Genomic DNA, 18,609 nt, shown 5'->3' on the forward strand with positions numbered 1-18,609 from the left:
TCAGCCGGGTCGGCGCTTCGGACAATCTGGCGCGCGGCCGATCGACGTTCATGGTCGAGATGGTCGAGACCGCAGCGATCCTCGCCCAGGCCAGCGCGCAAAGCTTCGTCATCCTCGACGAGGTCGGCCGCGGCACCTCGACCTATGACGGCCTCGCCATCGCCTGGGCGGTGGTCGAGGCAGTGCACGACCGCAACCGCTGCCGCTGCCTGTTCGCGACCCACTATCACGAGCTCACCCGCCTCGCCGAGCGATTGGACGCCCTCTCCCTCCACCACGTCCGCGCCCGCGAGTGGAAAGGCGAGCTGGTCCTCCTCCACGAGGTGGCGAAGGGTCCCGCCGACCGCAGCTACGGCCTCGCCGTCGCCAAGCTCGCCGGCCTGCCCGGGCCGGTGCTGAGCCGCGCCCGCGCCGTCCTCGCCAGATTGGAGCAGGGCCGCGCCGCCACCGGGGGCATCGCCGCCGGGCTTGACGACCTGCCGCTCTTCGCCGCCGCCGCGGCGCAGGAGGAGGGGCCTGCGGAGGATCCGCTGCGCACCGCCCTCGCCGCCGCCGACGCCGACGCGCTCAGCCCGCGCGAGGCGCTGGAGCTGGTCTACCGGCTGAAGCAGCTCGCCGCCGAACCCGGCTGATGCCGACCCGCTTCGCCTCGGTGCCGAACAGGCGCGCGATCGTCGACCGCCGCGCGCTCGCCGACGCGCTCGCCGCCGCGCCCGAGGCGCAGACCGCTTCGATCCTTAAGGAGGCGCTCGCCGCCGGGCGGGCGGAAATCGCGCAGCGGCTCGAGGCCAATCCCTACCAAGGCTCCGAGACCGCCGCCGCCTACGCCTTTCTGACCGACCAGGTGCTGCGCCTCGCCTTCGACCGGACCATCCCCCGGGGCACGGGGCCAGTGCTGCTGATGGCCGTGGGCGGCTACGGGCGCGGCGAGATGGCGCTCCACTCGGACGTCGACATCGCCTTCGTCACGCCCGCCGCGCCGACGAAGAAGGCGGGCGCCGCGATCGAACGCCTCCTCTATCTGCTGTGGGATTTGGGTCTGAAGGTCGGCCCCTCGACGCGCTCGGTTGACGAATTGATCGAGGCGGCAAAGGGCGACCACACCGTCCGCACCGCCATCCTCGAGGCCCGCTACGTGTGGGGCGACGAGGCCTTGTTCGAGCAGGCCGAAGCCCGTTTCCGCGCCGAGGTGGTCGCCGCCAACGTCCGCGCCTTCGTCACCGAGAAACTGGACGAGCGCAACGCCCGGCACCTGCGCATGGGCGACAGCCGCTACGTCGTCGAGCCCAACGTCAAGGAGGGCAAGGGCGGCCTTCGCGACCTCCACACCCTCTTCTGGATCGGCAAGTTTGCTTATGGCGTGAAGGGCGTCGCGGACCTCGTCGAGGTGGGCCTGCTCTCGCCGCAGGAGCTCCGGCAATTCCAGCGCGCCGAGCGCTTCCTGTGGGCGGTGAGGTGCCACCTCCACATCGTCGCCGGCCGCGCCGAGGAGCGCCTCACCTTCGACTATCAGCGCGAGATCGCCGAGCGGATGCGCTACGCCGACCGCGCCGGCAGCGCCCCCGTTGAGCGCTTCATGCGCCACTATTTCCTCCACGCGAAAACGGTCGGCGACCTGACCGGCGTGTTCCTCGCCCATCTCGACGAGAAGTTCGCGCGCAAGGGCCTGCGCTTCGGCTTCCCGGCGCTGCGCCGCCGGCCGCGCAAGCTCGAAGGCTTCGTGCTCGACCGCGGCCGGCTCGCGCTGCCCTCCGACGATTTCTTCCGCGAGGATCCGGTGCGGCTGATCGCGATCTTCGCGCTCGCCGACCGCTACGGCCTCGAAATCCACCCGCTGGCGATGCGCGCCGCCAACCGCGACGCCAAGCTCGTCGACGAGGTGCGCGAGGACCCGCGCGCCAATGCCTTGTTCCTCGACGTACTCACCTCGCCGCGCAATCCCGAGACCGTGCTGCGCTGGATGAACGAGGCCGGCGTGTTCGGCCGCTTCGTGCCGGACTTCGGCCGCGTCGTCGCCAAGATGCAGTTCGACATGTACCACCATTTCACCGTTGACGAGCATTCGATCCGCGCCATCGGCCTCCTCGCCCGCATCGAAAATGGCGACCTCAAGGAGGACCACCCGCTCTCGCACGCATTGTTCAAGTCGATCGCCTCGCGCCGCGTCCTCTACGTCGCGGTGCTGCTCCACGACATCGCCAAGGGACGCGGCGGCGACCATAGCGAGCTCGGCGCCGAGGTCGCCCGCAGCCTCTGCCCGCGGCTCGGCCTCAGCGAGGCGGAGACCGAGACGGTGGCCTGGCTCGTCCGCCACCACCTCCTCATGTCCGCCACCGCGTTCAAGCGCGACCTCGCCGACCCCAAGACGATCCAGGACTTCATCGCGCGCGTCAAAAGCCTCGAGCGGCTCCGCCTCCTCCTCATGCTGACCGTCGTCGACATCCGCGCGGTCGGGCCGGGCGTGTGGAACAGCTGGAAGCGCCAGCTGCTTCGCGACCTGTTCGAATCCGCGGAAGAGATGCTCCGCCTCGGCCACAAGGAGCGCGGCCGCGGCGACCGCATCGCCGCCGCGCAGGATGCGCTCGCCGCCCGCCTGGGGTGGGAGGAGAGCCGCTTCGCTCGCCTGACCTGGCGTCTCCCCGACAGCTACTGGCTCGCCGAGCCGGACGAAGTCGCCGAGGCGAACGCCCGGCTGATGGACGCCGCCGACCGCGCGCCGCAGCGCACCAAGCCGGTCCGCACCGCGGTCCAGGAGGAGCGCGGCGCCACCCTCGTCAGCGTCTACGCCAAGGACCGCCCCGGCCTCTTCTACCGCCTCGCCGCCGCGATCAGTCTGGCGGGCGGCAACATCATCGACGCCCGCATCCACACCACTTTGGACGCGATGGCGCTCGACAATTTCCTCGTCCAGGATTCGAGCGGCGGCCCGTTCGGCGAGGACCATCGGCTGAAGCGGCTCGAGGCAATGGTGCTCGGCGCGCTGGAAGGTGAGGAGCCGGCGATGGAGCGGCTCGAGGCCAAGGCGCTGCCCAGGCCGCGGGCGAGCGCCTTCACCATCCATCCCGCCGTCTTCATCGATCCCCACGCCTCGACCCGCTACACGGTCGTCGAGGTCAATGCCCGCGACCGGGCCGCGCTGCTGAGCGGCCTCGCCCGCGCCCTCTACGAAGGCCGCGCCGCCATCCACTCCGCCCACATCGCCACCTATGGCGAGCGCGCCGTTGACGTCTTCTACCTCACCGACATCGCCACCGGCGAAAAGATCGACAGCCCGACGCGGCTGAAGAGCCTGCAGACGAGGCTGCTCAAGGCGGCAGGCGGCGGCGAGGCAAGGGCGGCGGCGGCGTAACCTTTAGTCCTCCCTGTCGGCGCAGCCGATGGGGAGGGGGACCGGACGAAGTCCGGTGGAGGGGCCGCTCGGAGTCCCTAAGGCCTCTCCACCATGCTTCGCATGGTCCCCCTCCCCATGCGCTTCGCGCACAGGGAGGACGAGGTTGGCGCCACGAAAAGGCGGCGCCGAAGCGCTTCGCGCACCCACCCCCTCCCTGTGAGGGAGGGGGGAAGTGCCTCCCCAAAGCGAAAGGGGCCCCGCCTCTCGGCGGAGCCCCTCCCGAATTCAGCTTAGGCGACGCGCGTCAGAACTTGATGCGGCCGGTGATGCCGTAGGTGCGCGGCTCGGCGAGGAAGGCCGAGAAGAGCTGGTTGCCGACCGACCCGAACGCCTGGGTTTGGGCGATCGAGCCCGCGCCCTGGAACGGCGTGTTGAAGGCGACCTGGGTGTACTTCTCATTGAGGAGGTTCTGCGCCCACAGCTCGATCGCCCACTTCTCCTGCGGCCCGCGAATGCCGAAGCGCGCGTTGACGAGGACGAAGGCCGGCTGCGTCTTCTCCGGGAAGAGGTCGGAGCCGGTGTTGAACTTCGAAGTGACGCGGGTGTCGACGTAGAACAAGGCGCTGAGGCCCGAATCGCCGATCGGCGGGGTGAAGGCGATCGAGCCGGTGACGACATTCTCCGGCGCGTTCGAGATCTGCCCGCCCGGCAGCAGGAACAGGGCCGGGGTCAGCGGCGCGCCGGCCGAACTCGCCACCAGGTTCCGCGCATAGCGGGTGTGCGCATAGGTGTAGCCCGCGGTGATCGCGAGGTCCTTCATCGGGTAGATCGCGCCCTCGATCTCGATGCCGCGCGATTCGGCGCCCGCCTTGGTGCCCGCGGTGCACGAGCCGGTGGCGAGGCTGTTGTCGGTGTCGGCGCCGTTGAGGCTGGCTTTGCACGAGGCGATGTTCTGGACGATGAAGATCGAGCCGTTGAACGTGTTCAGCTGGAAGGTTTTGAACTTCTCGATGAACGCCGCGACGTTGAGGCTGAAACCCTTGCGGTGATACTTGAAGCCGAGCTCGTAGGCGTCGACCTTCTCCGGCTCGAACCGGAGGCCCGCCGCGTCGGCCGAGCTGCGCGGGCTGAACACGCCGTTGGCGCCGCCCAAAGCCGAGCGGTCGAGATTGTAGCCGCCCGCCTTATAGCCCTTCGAATAGCTGGCGTAGGTGAGGAGGCTCGGCGTCGGCTTCCACGACAGCACGCCGGTGCCGGTCCATTCGCCTTCGCTGTGATGGTCGTTCAGCACCACGTTGTTGAGCTGGACGCTGGAATTGCCGGTGCAGCTCAGGGTGATGATGCCGCCCGCCAGCGCGGCGAGGGCGGGGTTGCCGAGCAGCGGGCCCAGCGCCGCCTGCTGGGTCGGGCAGACCGTGTTGTTGTTGTTGAAGAAGGCGTTCAGCGTCTTCTTCTCGTGGGTGTAGCGGGCGCCGAGGGTGAGGCTCAGCGTGTCGGTGATGTTGAAGATGTTGTGGGTGAAGACCGCCCAATTGTCGCTGTTCTGGTTGTAGACGTCCCGCACCGAGCCGACGTCGTTGATCGTCGAAAGCCGGTCGATGGCGGGGATGATGAGCGGCGCGGCGGCGCCGAACGCGCCGGTGAGGACGGCGCGGCCGGTCGGCGACAGGCAGCCCGATGCGGCGGGGTTGCGCAGCACCGCGGCCGGGTTGACCGTGGCGACGATGCGGCAGGCGGCGAAGGCGCCGTACTGGGTGCCGAACTTGATGTTGTCGACGACCTGCAGCTTCTCGTTGGCGTAATAGCCGCCGATCAGCCAGTCCAGATGGCCGGCGAACGCCTCGCCCTGGAGCCGCAGCTCCTGGGTGAAGGTCTTGAAGCGCCGATAGGAATTGCCGTCGTTGGCGCGGTAGGTGATGTCGACGTTCGAATAATCGACGTCGCCGGCGCCGCCCGATTTGTAATAGCGGTAGGCGGTGATCGAGGTCAGGGTCGCGCCGCCGAGCTTGTAGTTCAATTCGCCCGACACGCCCGCGTCGGTGGTCGTGTTGCGGAACGTGCGTCCCGGCGTGATCGTCACCTGGCGGTTATACGGATTGGCCGGCGGATAGGTGACGAGGCCGCCGAGGCTCTGCAGCACATCGACGATGCGGTTCGACGCGCTGTAGGTGACGGCGCCGTCGGTGTTGGTGCCACCGGTGGCCGAGGCCGGGTTTGCGGTCGGGTCCACCGTCTCCTTGGTGGCGACATAGACCGCGCCGCAGCAGCTTTCGCGGCGGTGGGTGTAGTCGCCGATCAGGCGGAAGCTGAACGCGTCGCTCGGCTGGAACAGCAGCTGGCCGCGGACGAAATAGCGGTTGCGGTCGTTGACCCGGCTCTCGCTGCCGCCGCCCTGGGTGATATTCTTGTAGAAACCGTCGCGGCGCACGTACACGCCGTCGATCCGGAACGCGATCGTGTCCGACAGCGGGCCGGTGATGCCGCCGGCGGCGCGCACATAATTGTAATTGCCGTAGGTCAGCTCGCCGCCGCCGCCGAGCGTAAAGCTCGGCTTCTTGGTGACGATGTTGATGAGGCCGGCCGAAGCGTTGCGGCCGAACAAAGTGCCCTGCGGGCCGCGCAGGACTTCGATGCGCTCGATCTCGCCGAGTTCGTTCAGGCCGACGCCGGTGCGCGAGCGGTAGACGCCGTCGATGAACACCGCGACCGAGCTTTCGAGGCCGGGATTGTCGCCGACCGTGCCGATGCCGCGGATACGGGCCGAGCCGTTCGCCTCCGACCCAGTCGACGAGACGAGCAGCGACGGGGCGAGCTGGTTCAGCGCGCGAATGTCGTTGGCGCCGGTATTCTGGAGGGATTCGGCGGTAACCGCGCTGACCGCGATCGGCACGTCGGACAGCGGGCTCGCGCGCCGCGTCGCGGTGATGATGATCTCGTTGGCGTTGGTCGCCTCGCGCTGGGCGCTGTCGTCGCCGGGCGTGGTGCCCTGGGCGGCGCCATTGTTCGGCCCGGCCTTCTGGACGGCGCCGTTGGCGGCGGTGGCCGGATCGTTCTGCGTCGGCCCCGGCTGCGCCGGCGGCGTATTGTCCTGCGCGAACGCAGGCGTGGCCAGCGCCATGAAGCCGGCCGACATCAGCCACACAGATTTCCGCATTCCAGGCCTCCCCAAATGTTCTTCTTTGGGGGAAGGCTACTGAAAAGGATGTCAGCCCACCAGCGGAATTGCGCGGATTCCCGCGCGTCGCAGCCGGTTCATTGCATTTGTGCAACAATTCAGTTTCGTACTGAAACCGAAGGGGCGGGCGCCTTCCGGGCTTTCCGCTACGGAAAGCCCGGCTCTCGCCGCAAGGGCGCTCCGGGCGCCGCGTACCGCCTTATTTGGGCGCGAGCACCATCAGCATCTGGCGACCTTCCATGCGCGGGTGCTGCTCGACCTTGGCGATGGCGGAGACATTCTCCTGGACGCGCTGGAGGAGGACCATGCCGAGCTGACCGTGGGCCAGCTCGCGGCCGCGGAAGCGCAGGGTGATCTTCACCTTGTCGCCCTCGCCGATGAAGTCGTGCACCTTCTTCATCTTGGTGTCGTAATCATGGTCGTCGATGTTGGGACGCATCTTGATCTCTTTGATCTCCTGCGTCTTCTGCGACTTGCGCGCCAAATTGGCCTTTTTCTGCGCCTCGTACTTGAACTTGCCGACGTCGAGGAACTTGCAGACGGGCGGATCGGCGTTCGGGGAGACTTCCACCAAATCGAGCCCGACCTGCGCCGCCTGCTCGATCGCCTCGGGCGTCAGCAGGACGCCGAGATTTTCGCCATTCTCGTCGATGACGCGCACCCGCGGGACGCTGATGAACTCGTTGAAGCGGGGGCCGTTAAGCGGCGGCGCCATGGGGCGCCGGGTCATGGGCGGACGTATAGCTCGATCTCCTGAACGTGACTTTCCAACGCACCATCTAGTGATTCGGCCCGCGGAATGAAAGACGGCGGAGAAGCGCCCCGTGTTTTGCCCGCGCCCTGTTGCGCAAGCGCCGCGCGCGCCTCGCTCACGTGACCAGCGCGAGCGCTTCCGCACCGCCGGCGACGGCAACCACAGGGATCCTGCGGTCGAGGGTTGCGAGCTGTGCGGCGTGGCGGACGGCCAGCGCGAGCAGGTACACGTCCGTGAGGTGGGACGAGCTGCCAACCGATGCCAGGCGGACCGCCTCGTCGTCGAGCAGGCTGATCTCGTCCGGCCAGAAAACGTGCCCCCCGGAGTCGCGCATGCCCATCAGGAGTTCCGCCGCGCCCGCGGCGCTGCCGGGACCGCCCGGATAGCTGACATGCCCGAGGATGCGCAGCACGCCGTTCTCAGTAAGAGGGCACGTCGCCCAGCTCGTCCTCCCGGTTTCGATGAACCAGGTGGTGGCCCTCTCGTGGTGAATGTGGCCGTGGTCGAGAAGCGCGATGAGGACGTTGACGTCCAGGACGTACGTCACTCGTCCCCGTCACGCAGAGAGTTCACGAACTCGGGTGTGATGATGACGCCGCGCGAGGGAAGGACCGGAAAGCCAGCGCGCGAAACTTGCGTCTTCCGGCGGCCTTCGATCCCCGCCCGGGCGAGGTCCGAAAGGACGGCACCGGTAGGGCGCCGTTCGAACTGCGCGATCGCTTTGGCCGCTGAGAGAACGTCCTCATCGAGCGCTAATGTCGTCCGCGTGGCCATGCGGCTGATGTAGCGCATCACGCATCACGCATCAAGACCAGCGCGAATCGGGCGGCGTCGCCTCCGCCTTCAGCCGCGCCACCACAGCGTCCAGCGCCAGCACTTCCTGCCGGGCGTCGGTGCCCAGCGGGCGAACCGCCAATGTGCCTTCCTCCGCCTCGCGCTTGCCGACGACGAGGAGGTAGGGGACCTTGGCGAGGCTGTGCTCGCGCACCTTGTAGTTGATCTTCTCGTTGCGAAGGTCCGCCTCGGCGCGGATGCCCGCCGCCTGCAACTTCGCCGCCACCTCCCTGGCGTAATCGTCCGCGTCGGAGACGATCGTCGCCACCACCGCCTGCACCGGCGCGAGCCACAGCGGGAAACGCCCGGCATGGTGCTCGATCAAGATACCGATGAACCGCTCGAACGTGCCGAGGATGGCGCGGTGGAGCATCACCGGCCGGTGCTTCTGGCCGTCCTCGCCGACATAGGTGGCATCGAGCCGGTCCGGCAGCACGGTGTCGGCCTGGATGGTCCCCACCTGCCACGTCCGACCGATCGCGTCCTTCAAATGGAATTCGAGCTTGGGCGCGTAGAAGGCGCCCTCGCCCGGCAGCTCCTCCCACCCGAAGTCCGCCGTCGCCCGCCCGGCGAGCGCCACCGCGTCGCGCAGCTCCTGCTCGGCGCGGTCCCAATCCTCGTTGGAGCCGAACCTCTGGTCGGGGCGCAGCGCCAGCTTGATCTCGTAGGTCGCAAAGCCGAGGTCGCGGTAAATCCCGTCCAGAAGGTCGCAGAACATCCGCACCTCCTCCACCACCTGGTCGGCGCGGCAGAAGATGTGGGCGTCGTCCTGCGTGAACTGGCGCACCCGCATGATGCCGTGCAGCGCGCCGTGCGGCTCGTTCCTGTGGCAGCAGCCGAACTCGGCCATCCGCAGGGGCAGGTCACGGTAGGATTTGATGCCCTGGCGGAAGATCTGGACGTGGGCCGGGCAGTTCATCGGCTTCAGCGCCATCAGGTCGCCCTTGCCGGTCAGCACCGGCGCGCCCTCCTCGGTGCCGGGTACCTCGTCGGGGACGACGAACATGTTCTCGCGATATTTGCCCCAATGGCCGGACGCCTCCCACAGCCGCGCGTCCATCAGCTGCGGGCTCTTCACCTCGTCATAGCCGGCGGCGTCGAGCTTGCGGCGCATATAGGATTCGAGCTGGCGCCAGATCAGGAAGCCCTTGGCATGCCAGAAGACCGAGCCCTGCGCCTCGGGCTGGAGGTGGAACAGGTCCATCTCCTGGCCGATCTTCCTGTGGTCGCGCTTCGCGGCTTCCTCGACCCGGGTCAGATGCTCCTGGAGCTGCTTCCTGTTGAGCCAGCCGGTGCCGTAGATGCGGCTCAGCATCGCGTTCTTCTGGTCGCCGCGCCAATAGGCGCCCGACACCCGCGTCAGCTTGAACGCCTGCGGATCGAGCTTGCCGGTAGAAGCCAGGTGCGGCCCCCGGCACAGGTCGACCCAGCCGCCCGAGCGGTACATGGTGATCGTCTCGTCGGCGGGGAGCTCCATCACCCACTCGGCCTTGAACGCCTCGCCCTGCTCTTCGAAAAAGGCACGGACCTGGTCGCGCGTCCACACTTCGCGCACCAGGGCCTCGTCGCGGGCGATCACCCGGCGCATCTCGTCCTCGATGAGGGGCAGCTCCTCCTCGGTGAAGGGGCCATGCTCGGGGGTCGGCGCGAAATCGTAATAGAAGCCGTCCTCGGTCGCCGGGCCGAAGGTGATCTGCGTACCCGGAAACAGATTCTGCACCGCCTCGGCGAGGACGTGGGCATAATCGTGGCGCACCAGCTCGAGCGCGTCCTTTTCGTCGCGCGACGTGATCAGCGCCAGCTCCGCGTCGCCCTCGAAGGGCCGCGTGATGTCGCGCACCTCGCCGTCGACCCGCGCCGCCAGCGCCGCCTTCGCGAGCCCCGGCCCGATCGCCGCGGCGACATCCGCGGGCGTAGTCCCCGGCGCAACCTCGCGCACGGAACCATCGGGAAGGCGGATCTGGAAAGGCTTTGTCATGGTGAGGCGCATGTAGCGAGCCGAGGCCGGTTCCTCCAGACCCCGCGTCGCGCCGACGGTGTAAGGGACGCTTGACACGCGTTCGTTTGCTGGTGTAAAGCTACCTTGTCTTAAGAGAAAGGGTGCTTGTCATGCCGAAGTTCAGCCCGGCGCAGCGGCGCTACAATAAGAGGGTGCTCCTGCTGAGCCTCGCTTACGCCTTGCTCCTGTTCGGGGCGGTGTGGCTGTTCCGGTTCGGGCATGCGCCGGGCGGGCCGGCGCGGTGGGTGCTGGCGCTGCTGCCGGCGCTGCCGATCGTCGGCATCTTCGCCGCGATGGCCCGCTATCTCGGCGAGGAGGGCGACGAATATCTGCGCATGGTCGAAATCCGCAAGGCGCTGATCGCGACCGGCCTCACCCTCGCAATCACCACCTGCGTCGGTTTCCTCCAGAGCTTCGACCTCGTGCCGCGGATCGATTTCTACTGGGTCGCGATCCTGTGGTTCGCCGGCCTCGGCGTCGGCGGCTGCGTGCAGAGGCTCGGCCGATGAAGAACCGCCTCAAGGTGCTCCGCGCCGAGCGCGACTGGAGTCAGGGAGACCTCGCCGACCGGCTCCAGGTCTCGCGCCAGAGCGTCAATGCCATCGAGACCGGCAAGTACGACCCGTCGCTCCCGCTCGCCTTTCGCATCGCCGAACTGTTCGGCCTCGCCATCGAAGAGATTTTCACCAGCCCGTCCAAGGAAAGCCAGCCATGATCCGCACCCTCCCCGTCCGCCTCGCCCTCATCGGGATGGCAGGCCTCGTCCTGCTCGATTCGCCCCCGACGCCCGCCGCCGCCGCTCCGGCTGCCGCCGCCACCGCGCCCGCCGAGCGTCGCCTCGACCACATCTCGATCGTCACCCTCGGTGCCGGCACCCCGATCGTGCTGGTCCCGGGACTGGCCAGCCCGCGCGCCGTCTGGGACGGAGTCGCCGCCGAGCTCGCCCGCAACCACCGGGTCTACCTGGTCCAGGTCAACGGCTTCGGCGGCGACGCGCCCGGCGCCAACCTCGCGCCCGGCCTGCTCGACGGCGTGGTCGCCGATCTCTCCGCCGCCCTCGCCGCGGACCGCGCGGCGCCGGTGCGCTTCGTCGGCCATTCGATGGGCGGGCTGCTCGCGCTCAAATTCGCGAAGGCGCACCCGGCCCAGGTCGACCGGCTGCTGATCGTCGACGCCCTGCCCGATTTCGCCGTCCTGCTCGCGCGGGGCGGACCAATGCCGACCGACGCGCAGATCGCGGATGTCGCCGCGAAGATGCGCACCGCCACCGCCGCCCGCTACGGCCGGACGCTGAGCGCCGAGGAGGTGGCGGCGGGCGTCGATGCGCTCGCCCTCGCCCCGGCGGCCCGCACCCGCATGCGCGCCTGGGCGGCGAGCGCCGACGCCCGCGTCGCCGGCCAGGCGATCTACGAGGACATGACCACCGACATGCGCCCCGCGCTCCCCGCCATCGCCGCTCCCATCACCGTCATCGTGCCCTGGACCGCGGCGGGCTTCGGCAAGGACCGCACCCTCGCTTTCTACGCCGCCCAATATGCCGGCGCGCGCAAGGTCCGCTACGTGCCGGTCGCCGAGGCCGGCCATTTCGTGATGCTCGACCAGCCGGAGGCGTTCCGCGCGGCCCTGGAGGCCTTCCTGGCGGAAAGCTAAGCGGCGCGCGCGGCGGCCACCGCTTGGGCAAGCATGCTGGAGGGGAACGGCTTGCGCACCGCGATCGCCGCCGGGACCCGCCTCTGGATTTCGCGCGCCGCTTCGGAGACGAACACGACGGGGATGGTCTTGTGCGAACAGATGCTCTGCACCGCCTCGATCCCGCAGCCGGCGCTGAGGTGCATGTCGGCGGTGATCAGGTCCGGGCAGAGCCCCTCGGCGGACGCGACGGCCTCGCCCGCCGTGGTCGCGAACGCGAACGAGTCGAAGCCGAACTCCCGCAGCGAATCCTCGATGGCGAGGGCGACGATGGCGTCGGCTTCGATGATCAGCGCATGCATTCGCGGCTCTTTTTTGCGAGATCGGGGGAGCACGGTGTCTCTCAGCCCCCGGCACCCGAGTCGCGGCCGGCGATCACATTGATCTATATTAATTTTGCGCTGCTGTCCGAGGTTGTTTCACCTGTGTGGTGCGAGAGGATGCCTCCCCGCTTCGGCGGTGGAAGCTGACGATTTTCCTACACGCAATCTCCTATGATATGCCGGAGCCATGTTCGCGAATGGTTCATGGCCGCCGCGCCCACCGATCGGGAAAATCGATCGTACGGCGCCGATCGATCCACCAGATTTTTCTGCGCCAAGAAACTTCGAAACTTCCGCCGGCCCCGCCCCTGCCGCACCATGGCGGTGCGATTTCGGCACGGCAGCCACCCGGTACCCGCAGGGCAGGCGTCCGGCATGAACCCGGCAGTGGCACGGTTGGCGCACGGGGGACGCAGGCTTGCGTACCGGCTGCGGCCGGGGCGGGGGCCGACCCTCGTCTTCCTGCCGGGCTACGCCTCCGACATGGAAGGCTCCAAGGCGACGGCGCTCGATGCGTGGGCGGAGGCCGAGGCGCGGGCGATGCTGCGCTTCGATTATGGCGGCTGCGGCATCAGCGAGGGGCGGTTCGAGGACGAGACGCTCGCCACCTGGCGCGACGATGCGCTGGCGATGATCGACGCGGTGGTGGAGGGTCCGGTCGTGCTCGTCGGCTCGTCGATGGGCGGGTGGCTGATGCTGCTCGCCGCGCTGGCGCGGCCGGAGCGGGTGAAGGGGCTGATCGGCGTCGCCGCTGCGCCGGACTTCACCGGCTGGGGCTTCACCAACCCCCAGAAGCGCAGGATCCGCTACGAGGGCCGGCTCGAGGAGCCCTCCCCCTATGGCGATGCGCCGACGATCACCACCCGCGCCTTCTGGGAAAGCGGAGAGGCGCTGCGGCTGCTCGGCGACGAAATCGCCTTCGACGGGCCGGTGCGCCTGCTCCACGGGCTGGAGGATGAAGAGGTGCCGTGGCGCCTGGCGCTCGACATCGCCGCGCGGCTCCGTTCAGCGGACGTGCAGACGCTGCTCGTCAAGGGTGGCGACCACCGGCTGTCGCGCGCGGGAGACATCGCCCTGCTGCTGCGCACCGCCGAAGCCCTGCTGGCCGGACCCTTGCTGGAGACCCTGTGACCCCCTTCCTCCTCGCCCTGCTTGCCGCCGCGCCCGCGCCGGCCGCGCTGCCGACCACCAAGACCTGCATCGACCTCGTCCGCGCCGCGCCCGACCGCGCCGTCGCAATCGCCGACGGCTGGCGCGCCAAGGGCGGCGGCATCGACGCGATGCAGTGCGGCGCCCTTGCCTTGTCGGCGCTCGAGCGCTGGTCCGAAGCCGGCGTCGCGTTCGAGGCAACGGCGCTCGAAGCGACGCGGGTTCAGGACTTGCGCGCCGCCGATTACTGGGTCCAGGCCGGCAATGCCTGGCTCGCCGGCGGCGACCCCGCCAAGGCGAAAAAGGATTTCGACACCGCCCTCGCCTCGACCACCCTCGCGCCGAAGCTGCGCGGCGAAGCCCATCTCGACCGCGCCCGCGCTGCCGTGGCCGCGGGCGATGCGGCGGCGGCGCGCTCCGACATCGACACGGCGCTGACCCTCGTCGCCGCCGACCCGTTCGCCTGGTATCTCTCCGCTGCGCTGGCCCGCCGCCAGAACGATCTGCCCCGCGCCAAGGCCGACATCGCCAAGGCGCTCAGCCTCGCTCCGGAAGACGCACAACTGCTCCTCGAAGCCGGCAACGTCGCCGGTGCCGGCGGCGACACGGAAGGTGCGCGAACCTACTTCGCCCGCGCCGCCAAGGCCGCGCCTACCAGCGAGCGCGGCCGCGCCGCCGCCGCCGCGCTCGCCGCCAACGCCGAGCCGCCGACTCCCGCCGCCGCTGCGCCTCGCTGAGTCAGCCCTCGGTCTTCCACATCGCGATGCGCTTCAGCGTCAGCCACGTCGCCAGGCTTTCGCGCGGCACCGCCGGGTAACGCACCGCCGCAAAGGCCAGGAACGCATCCCGATAGGCGAGCCAGGCGCGCTGCGCGCTTTGTATCCCCTGCCGCGTCATCGCCCCCGCCCCGGCATCGGCCTCGACACTTTTGAGTTGCTTGCGGTAGGCGGCGTTGAGCGCCGCATCCGCCGCCACGTACCGGGCATGGCCATAGTTGGGAGCACGCCGCGCCTCGAGCTGCCGGAGCATAGCGAGCAGCTCGTCGCGCAAGACCTGCTCCGCGCCGATCTCCATCGCCGCCCGCAGCGTCCCGCCATGGTCGACCTCGCCCTCGCCGCTCGCCTCGGCGAACGCCTCGTGGGCCGCGCGCAGCCGCGCCAGCGCCTGCTTCTGCCCCGGGGTCCAGCCGGCGACGAGCAGCACATAGGCCGCCTCGCGCTTCGCCCCGGCGACGTTCTCCTCGTGCGCGGCGCAATAGCCGCCGGCGAGGCCACTGGTGATGTCGTCGCAATAGTCGAAATCGGCCGCGCCCGCCTTCCCCCGCCGCGCGGCGAGATGCGTCACCCGCCCGTGCGATTCGGCCGGCGCCCCCTCGATCCCGCAGGCGAGGTGGATGGCGACGTCCGTGTTGCGCGCCGCGCCGCGGCCGTTGGCATAGACCATCATCAGCATCGTCCGCCCGCCGAACACGCTGACGTCGCCCGCCTCGGCTTCGAGGAACGCGCATTGCCGCGCCTTCACCGGATCGGCCTTCACGCCGATGCCGTAATAGAGCTTTTCCGAATCGCACCCCTTGAGCGCCTGCGCTTGCGCCGCATTCGGCCGGTCCGCCGCCGGCGGCTCCCGCTCGCGCACCTGCCGGCACAAGGCTTTCGACGCGGCATAGTCAGCGCCATACTCGTCCTTGGCATCGCCCCAATCGTAGCGCTGGGCGGGACCCGCGGCGAGCGAGGCGGAGAGGGCGAACGCGAGTGCGGCGGCTTTCATGGCGGCGACGCTAATGCCCCCGCCGGCCCGGTTCAACGCACCTGCTGGAACCGCGCCGGCGCCAGGCTTATTGGGCCTCTCATGAAATACGTCCACACCATGATCCGAGTCTCCGATCCGGAGGCGACGATCCGCTTCTTCACCCTCCTCGGCCTGAAGGAAATCCGCCGCATCGACAACGAGGCCGGTCGCTTCACGCTCATCTTCCTGGCGGCGCCGGGCGACGAGGACGCGCAGGTCGAGCTCACCCATAATTGGGACGAGCAAGGTTATGGCGAGGGCCGCAATTTCGGTCACCTCGCCTACGCCGTCGACAATATCTACGAGAGCTGCCAGCGGCTGATGGACGGCGGCGTAACCATCAACCGCCCGCCGCGCGACGGCCGGATGGCGTTCGTCCGCACGCCCGACAATATCTCGATCGAATTGCTCCAGGCGGACGGATCGCTGCCGCCGGAAGAGCCCTGGGCGTCGATGCCGAACACGGGCCATTGGTGAGCGGGCGCTGGCCCGACCAACGTTTCCTGGCGCTGACCGGCGCCGAGCACCCGATCGTCCAGGCGCCGATGGCCGGCGCCGCCGGGGCCACCCTCTGCGTCGCGGCCATCAAGGGCGGTGCGCTGGGCTCCCTCCCCTGCGGCATGCTCTCGCCGGAGGAAGTGCAGGCACAGGTGGCCGAGGTCCGCGCCGCGGCGGACGGACCGATCAACCTCAACTTCTTCTGCCATACGATGCCCGCGGCGGCGGACGACACCGCCTGGCGCGCTCTCCTCGCGCCTTATTATGAGGAGTATGGCGTCGAGGCCGGCAATGTCGGCGCCATGCGGCTGCCGTTCGACGAGGCGATGTGCGCGGCGGTGGAGGCGGTGCGGCCTGAGGTGGTGAGCTTCCACTTCGGCCTTCCCGCCGGGCCGCTGCTCGCGCGGGTCAAGGGGATGGGCGCAATCGTCCTCGGCAACGCCACGACCGTCGAGGAAGCGCGCTGGCTCGAAGCACGCGGCGCCGACGCAATCATCGCCCAAGGGTTCGAAGCGGGCGGCCACACCGGCCGCTTCCTGGGCGGCGATCCGGCGGAGGCGCTCGGCCTGTTCGCGCTCCTTCCCCAGGTTGTCGACGCCGTGTCGGTGCCGGTGATCGCCGCGGGCGGCATCGCCGACGGCCGCGGCATCGCAGCCGCGTTCGCGCTCGGTGCGAGCGGCGTGCAGATCGGCACGGCCTATCTCGCCTGTCCCGAAAGCGCGATCTCGGGCTCCCACCGCGCCGCGATTGCGACCGAGCCGACGCTCTTCACCAACCTCCTCACCGGCGGCCTCGCCCGCGGGGTCGCGGGGCGGCTGGTCCGGGAGCTCGGGCCGGTACGCGACGAAGCGCCGCCCTACCCGCTCGCCGCCGCCGCGCTGGCGCCGATCCGCAAGGCGGCCGAAGCGCGCGGCGAATATGGCTTCGGCCCGTTGTGGGCGGGACAGGCGGGGCCGCTGGTCCGCGCCCTTCCCGCGGAGGACCTCACCCGCACCCTCGCCGCCGAGGCGCTGGCGGCGATGGCGCGGCTGGCTTAGGAAAATGCCCATGGAGATCGTCCGCATCCCGGTGCTCAGCGACAATTACGTCTGGCTGGTCCACGAGCCGGTCTCCGGCGAGACCATGGTCGTCGATCCCGCAGTCGCCGAGCCGGTGCTCGCCGAGGCCGACCGCCGCAGGTGGCGGATCGGGCAGATCTGGAACACCCACTGGCACCCCGATCACACCGGCGGCAACGCGGCGATCAAGGCGGCCACCGGCGCCATCGTCACCGGCCCCGCAGCCGAGGCCGAGCGCATCCCCACCCTCGACCGCACCGTCCGCGAAGGAGACCGCGTGCGGCTCGGCGAAGCGGAGGCCCAAGTGCTCGAAGTCCCCGCCCACACCGCCGGCCACATCGCCTACCATTTCGCCGAGGAAGAAATGCTGTTCATCGGCGACACTCTCTTCGCCATGGGCTGCGGGCGGCTGTTCGAAGGCAGTGCCGCGCAGATGCACGCCAACATGACCCGCCTTGCCGCGCTGCCGGCGGAGACGCGCGTCTATTGCGCCCACGAATACACCCTCTCCAACGGCCGCTTCGCCGTCACCGCCGAGCCCGGCAATGGCGACATCGCCGAGCGCCTGCGGGAAGTGGAAAGCCTGCGCGCATCCGGCGAGGCGACGGTCCCCACCACCATCGCCGCCGAGCGCGCCACCAACCCATTCATGCGCGCTTCATCGGTGGAAGCGCTCGCTGCCCTGCGCGCCGCCAAGGATAATTTTCGCGGCTGACGGGGCGACTCGCCCCGACGCGCGTTCAGGGGGCGATGGAGGTGAGGATGAGAAATCTCCTTGTGATGACCTGCGCCGGCCTCGCCGCCGCCTGCAGCATGAACGGGCCGGCCGACACCCGCGCCGCCCAGACCAGCGCCGAGCAGGTCTCGCGCGCCCTCGCCAACTACCAGCCGGACGGCCCGCCGGTCTCGTGCGTGCAGATGCGCGACCTGCGCGGCAACCGCTCGGCCGGGGATGCGATCATCTTCGATTCGCAGAGCATCCAGAAAATCTACGTCAACCGCCCGCCCGGCGGCTGCCCCTCGCTCGATTTCGGCCGCGCCCTCGTCACCCGCACCAGCAGCTCCCAGCTCTGCCGCGGCGACATTGCCGACGTCGTCGATCCGGTCAGCCACACCAATTTCGGCGGCTGCGGCCTCGGCGATTTCGAGCCGTATCGGCGGGTGGCGCGGTAGACTCCCAATCCTCCCTGTGAGGCGCAGCCTCATGGGGAGGGGGACCGCACGAAGTGCGGTGGAGGGGCCTTACTGACTCTGAAAGGCTCCTCCACCATGCTTCGCATGGTCCCCCTCCCCATCCGCTACGCAGACAGGGAGGACGACGGGCGTCGTCACTTCTTGTACAATGCGTCCAGCCGCTCGCCATAGGCATCGCGCAGCACATGGCGGCGGATCTTCACCGATGGGGTCAGCTGCTCGTTCTCGACCGTGAAGGGCGCGTCGGCGAGGATGAAGCGGCGGACCTTCTCGATCACCGACAGCTCGGCATTGACGCGGTCGACCGCCGCCGCGACGGCGCGGTGGAAGTCCGGATCCTCCCGCAGCGCCGCATAATCGCCCTGCCGCCCGTTCGCCTTTGCCCACTCCGCCATCCAGTCCGCCTCGGGCACGAGCAGCCCGACCAGATAGGGCCGCCGGTCGCCCGACACCATCGCCTGGGCGATCTCGTTCTGCAGCGTCAGCATCCCCTCGACCCGTTGCGGCGCGACATTGTCGCCCTTGTCGAGGATGATGAGGTCCTTCTTGCGGTCGGTAATCTTGATCCGGCCCTTGTCGTCGAAATGGCCGACGTCGCCGGTATGGAGCCAGCCGCCGACCACCGCCCGCTCGGTGAGGCTGGGGTTGCGCCAATAGCCCTTCATGACCAGCTCGCCGCGGACCAGGATCTCGCCATCCTCGGCGATCCTGATCTCGGTATTCTTCAGCGGCGGACCGACCGTGTCCATCTTCAGGCCGACGCTCGGCCGATTGTAGCTCAGCACCGGCCCCGATTCGGTCTGGCCGTAGCCCTGCA

The 18,609-nt window shown here is 69.3% G+C and carries 19 protein-coding genes; 11 read left to right on the top strand and 8 right to left on the bottom strand.

What is annotated here, in order from left to right; genetic code table 11:
* Both VGC56_RS05310 and VGC56_RS05315 read left to right on the top strand, forming a co-directional pair.
* The coding region (locus VGC56_RS05310; protein ID WP_464123703.1) for a MutS-related protein at positions 1–632 on the top strand (632 nt) is incomplete at its 5' end.
* A complete protein-coding gene (locus tag VGC56_RS05315; RefSeq protein ID WP_464123705.1) occupies positions 632–3,349 on the top strand; it encodes a [protein-PII] uridylyltransferase in 2,718 nt (905 codons plus the stop codon). The genes VGC56_RS05310 and VGC56_RS05315, both read left to right, overlap by 1 nt.
* A 286-nt stretch (positions 3,350–3,635) precedes the next feature.
* On the opposite strand, the gene VGC56_RS05320 is transcribed toward VGC56_RS05315, so the two are convergent.
* The 5 genes from VGC56_RS05320 to thrS form a co-directional block, all read right to left on the bottom strand.
* Positions 3,636–6,485, bottom strand: a complete 2,850-nt coding sequence (locus VGC56_RS05320) for a TonB-dependent receptor (protein ID WP_464123707.1) — start codon at positions 6,483–6,485, stop codon at positions 3,636–3,638.
* Positions 6,486–6,705: 220 nt separating this feature from the next.
* Positions 6,706–7,236, bottom strand: a complete 531-nt coding sequence (gene infC, locus VGC56_RS05325) for a translation initiation factor IF-3 (protein WP_464123709.1) — start codon at positions 7,234–7,236, stop codon at positions 6,706–6,708.
* Between the two features lie 139 nt (positions 7,237–7,375).
* Positions 7,376–7,807, bottom strand: coding sequence for a TA system VapC family ribonuclease toxin (locus VGC56_RS05330; RefSeq protein ID WP_464123711.1), 432 nt, complete (start codon positions 7,805–7,807; stop codon positions 7,376–7,378).
* On the bottom strand, positions 7,804–8,055 hold the full coding sequence (locus VGC56_RS05335; protein ID WP_464123713.1) for a hypothetical protein: 252 nt from the start codon (positions 8,053–8,055) through the stop codon (positions 7,804–7,806). Before VGC56_RS05335 ends, VGC56_RS05330 begins: the two co-directional genes overlap by 4 nt.
* Positions 8,056–8,065: 10 nt before the next feature.
* Complete coding sequence (gene thrS / locus VGC56_RS05340; protein ID WP_464123715.1) at positions 8,066–10,072, bottom strand: threonine--tRNA ligase; 2,007 nt, start codon at positions 10,070–10,072, stop codon at positions 8,066–8,068.
* 131 nt (positions 10,073–10,203) lie between these two features.
* Here thrS and VGC56_RS05345 point away from each other — a divergent pair, with 131 nt between their 5' ends.
* The 3 genes from VGC56_RS05345 to VGC56_RS05355 are packed head-to-tail and all read left to right on the top strand — an operon-like array spanning position 10,204 to position 11,743.
* Complete coding sequence (locus tag VGC56_RS05345; RefSeq protein ID WP_464123717.1) at positions 10,204–10,602, top strand: hypothetical protein; 399 nt, start codon at positions 10,204–10,206, stop codon at positions 10,600–10,602.
* Positions 10,599–10,808, top strand: coding sequence for a helix-turn-helix transcriptional regulator (locus VGC56_RS05350; RefSeq protein WP_464123719.1), 210 nt, complete (start codon positions 10,599–10,601; stop codon positions 10,806–10,808). Before VGC56_RS05345 ends, VGC56_RS05350 begins: the two co-directional genes overlap by 4 nt.
* Positions 10,805–11,743 carry an alpha/beta fold hydrolase gene (locus VGC56_RS05355; protein ID WP_464123721.1) on the top strand — a complete coding sequence of 313 codons (939 nt, stop codon included), beginning with the start codon at positions 10,805–10,807 and terminating at the stop codon, positions 11,741–11,743. The genes VGC56_RS05350 and VGC56_RS05355 overlap by 4 nt, the downstream gene beginning before the upstream one ends.
* Here the strand turns inward: VGC56_RS05355 and VGC56_RS05360 are convergent.
* Positions 11,740–12,084 carry a response regulator gene (locus VGC56_RS05360; RefSeq protein ID WP_464123723.1) on the bottom strand — a complete coding sequence of 115 codons (345 nt, stop codon included), beginning with the start codon at positions 12,082–12,084 and terminating at the stop codon, positions 11,740–11,742. The genes VGC56_RS05355 and VGC56_RS05360 overlap by 4 nt on opposite strands.
* A gap of 396 nt (positions 12,085–12,480) precedes the next feature.
* Between VGC56_RS05360 and VGC56_RS05365 the strand changes: the two genes are divergently transcribed.
* Both VGC56_RS05365 and VGC56_RS05370 read left to right on the top strand, forming a co-directional pair.
* Positions 12,481–13,236 carry an alpha/beta fold hydrolase gene (locus tag VGC56_RS05365; protein WP_464123725.1) on the top strand — a complete coding sequence of 252 codons (756 nt, stop codon included), beginning with the start codon at positions 12,481–12,483 and terminating at the stop codon, positions 13,234–13,236.
* Entirely contained in the window at positions 13,233–13,991 is a 759-nt protein-coding gene (locus VGC56_RS05370) for a hypothetical protein (RefSeq protein ID WP_464123727.1), read from the top strand. The genes VGC56_RS05365 and VGC56_RS05370 overlap by 4 nt, the downstream gene beginning before the upstream one ends.
* 1 nt (position 13,992) lies before the next feature.
* Here VGC56_RS05370 and VGC56_RS05375 read toward each other — a convergent pair whose 3' ends face one another.
* Positions 13,993–15,021: a lysozyme inhibitor LprI family protein gene (locus VGC56_RS05375; protein WP_464123729.1), complete on the bottom strand. Its 1,029-nt coding sequence runs from the start codon at positions 15,019–15,021 to the stop codon at positions 13,993–13,995.
* 81 nt (positions 15,022–15,102) lie between these two features.
* Here VGC56_RS05375 and VGC56_RS05380 point away from each other — a divergent pair, with 81 nt between their 5' ends.
* From VGC56_RS05380 to VGC56_RS05395, 4 genes are read left to right on the top strand one after another with little or no spacing between them, the layout of a single operon-like run.
* On the top strand, positions 15,103–15,519 hold the full coding sequence (locus VGC56_RS05380; RefSeq protein WP_464123731.1) for a VOC family protein: 417 nt from the start codon (positions 15,103–15,105) through the stop codon (positions 15,517–15,519).
* Positions 15,516–16,577: an NAD(P)H-dependent flavin oxidoreductase gene (locus VGC56_RS05385; RefSeq protein WP_464123733.1), complete on the top strand. Its 1,062-nt coding sequence runs from the start codon at positions 15,516–15,518 to the stop codon at positions 16,575–16,577. The genes VGC56_RS05380 and VGC56_RS05385 overlap by 4 nt, the downstream gene beginning before the upstream one ends.
* 4 nt (positions 16,578–16,581) lie before the next feature.
* Positions 16,582–17,313 (top strand): hydroxyacylglutathione hydrolase, encoded by a 732-nt coding sequence (gene gloB, locus VGC56_RS05390; RefSeq protein ID WP_464123735.1) that lies wholly within the window; start codon positions 16,582–16,584, stop codon positions 17,311–17,313.
* Positions 17,314–17,360: 47 nt separating this feature from the next.
* The gene (locus VGC56_RS05395) at positions 17,361–17,771 is read left to right on the top strand and encodes a hypothetical protein (protein ID WP_464123736.1); all 411 of its coding nucleotides are present in this window, start codon (positions 17,361–17,363) and stop codon (positions 17,769–17,771) included.
* Positions 17,772–17,926: 155 nt separating this feature from the next.
* Here VGC56_RS05395 and VGC56_RS05400 read toward each other — a convergent pair.
* The coding region (locus tag VGC56_RS05400; RefSeq protein WP_464123737.1) for an AMP-binding protein at positions 17,927–18,609 on the bottom strand (683 nt) is incomplete at its 5' end.

The organism is Allosphingosinicella sp., assembly GCF_036403745.1.
Lineage (GTDB): Bacteria > Pseudomonadota > Alphaproteobacteria > Sphingomonadales > Sphingomonadaceae > Allosphingosinicella.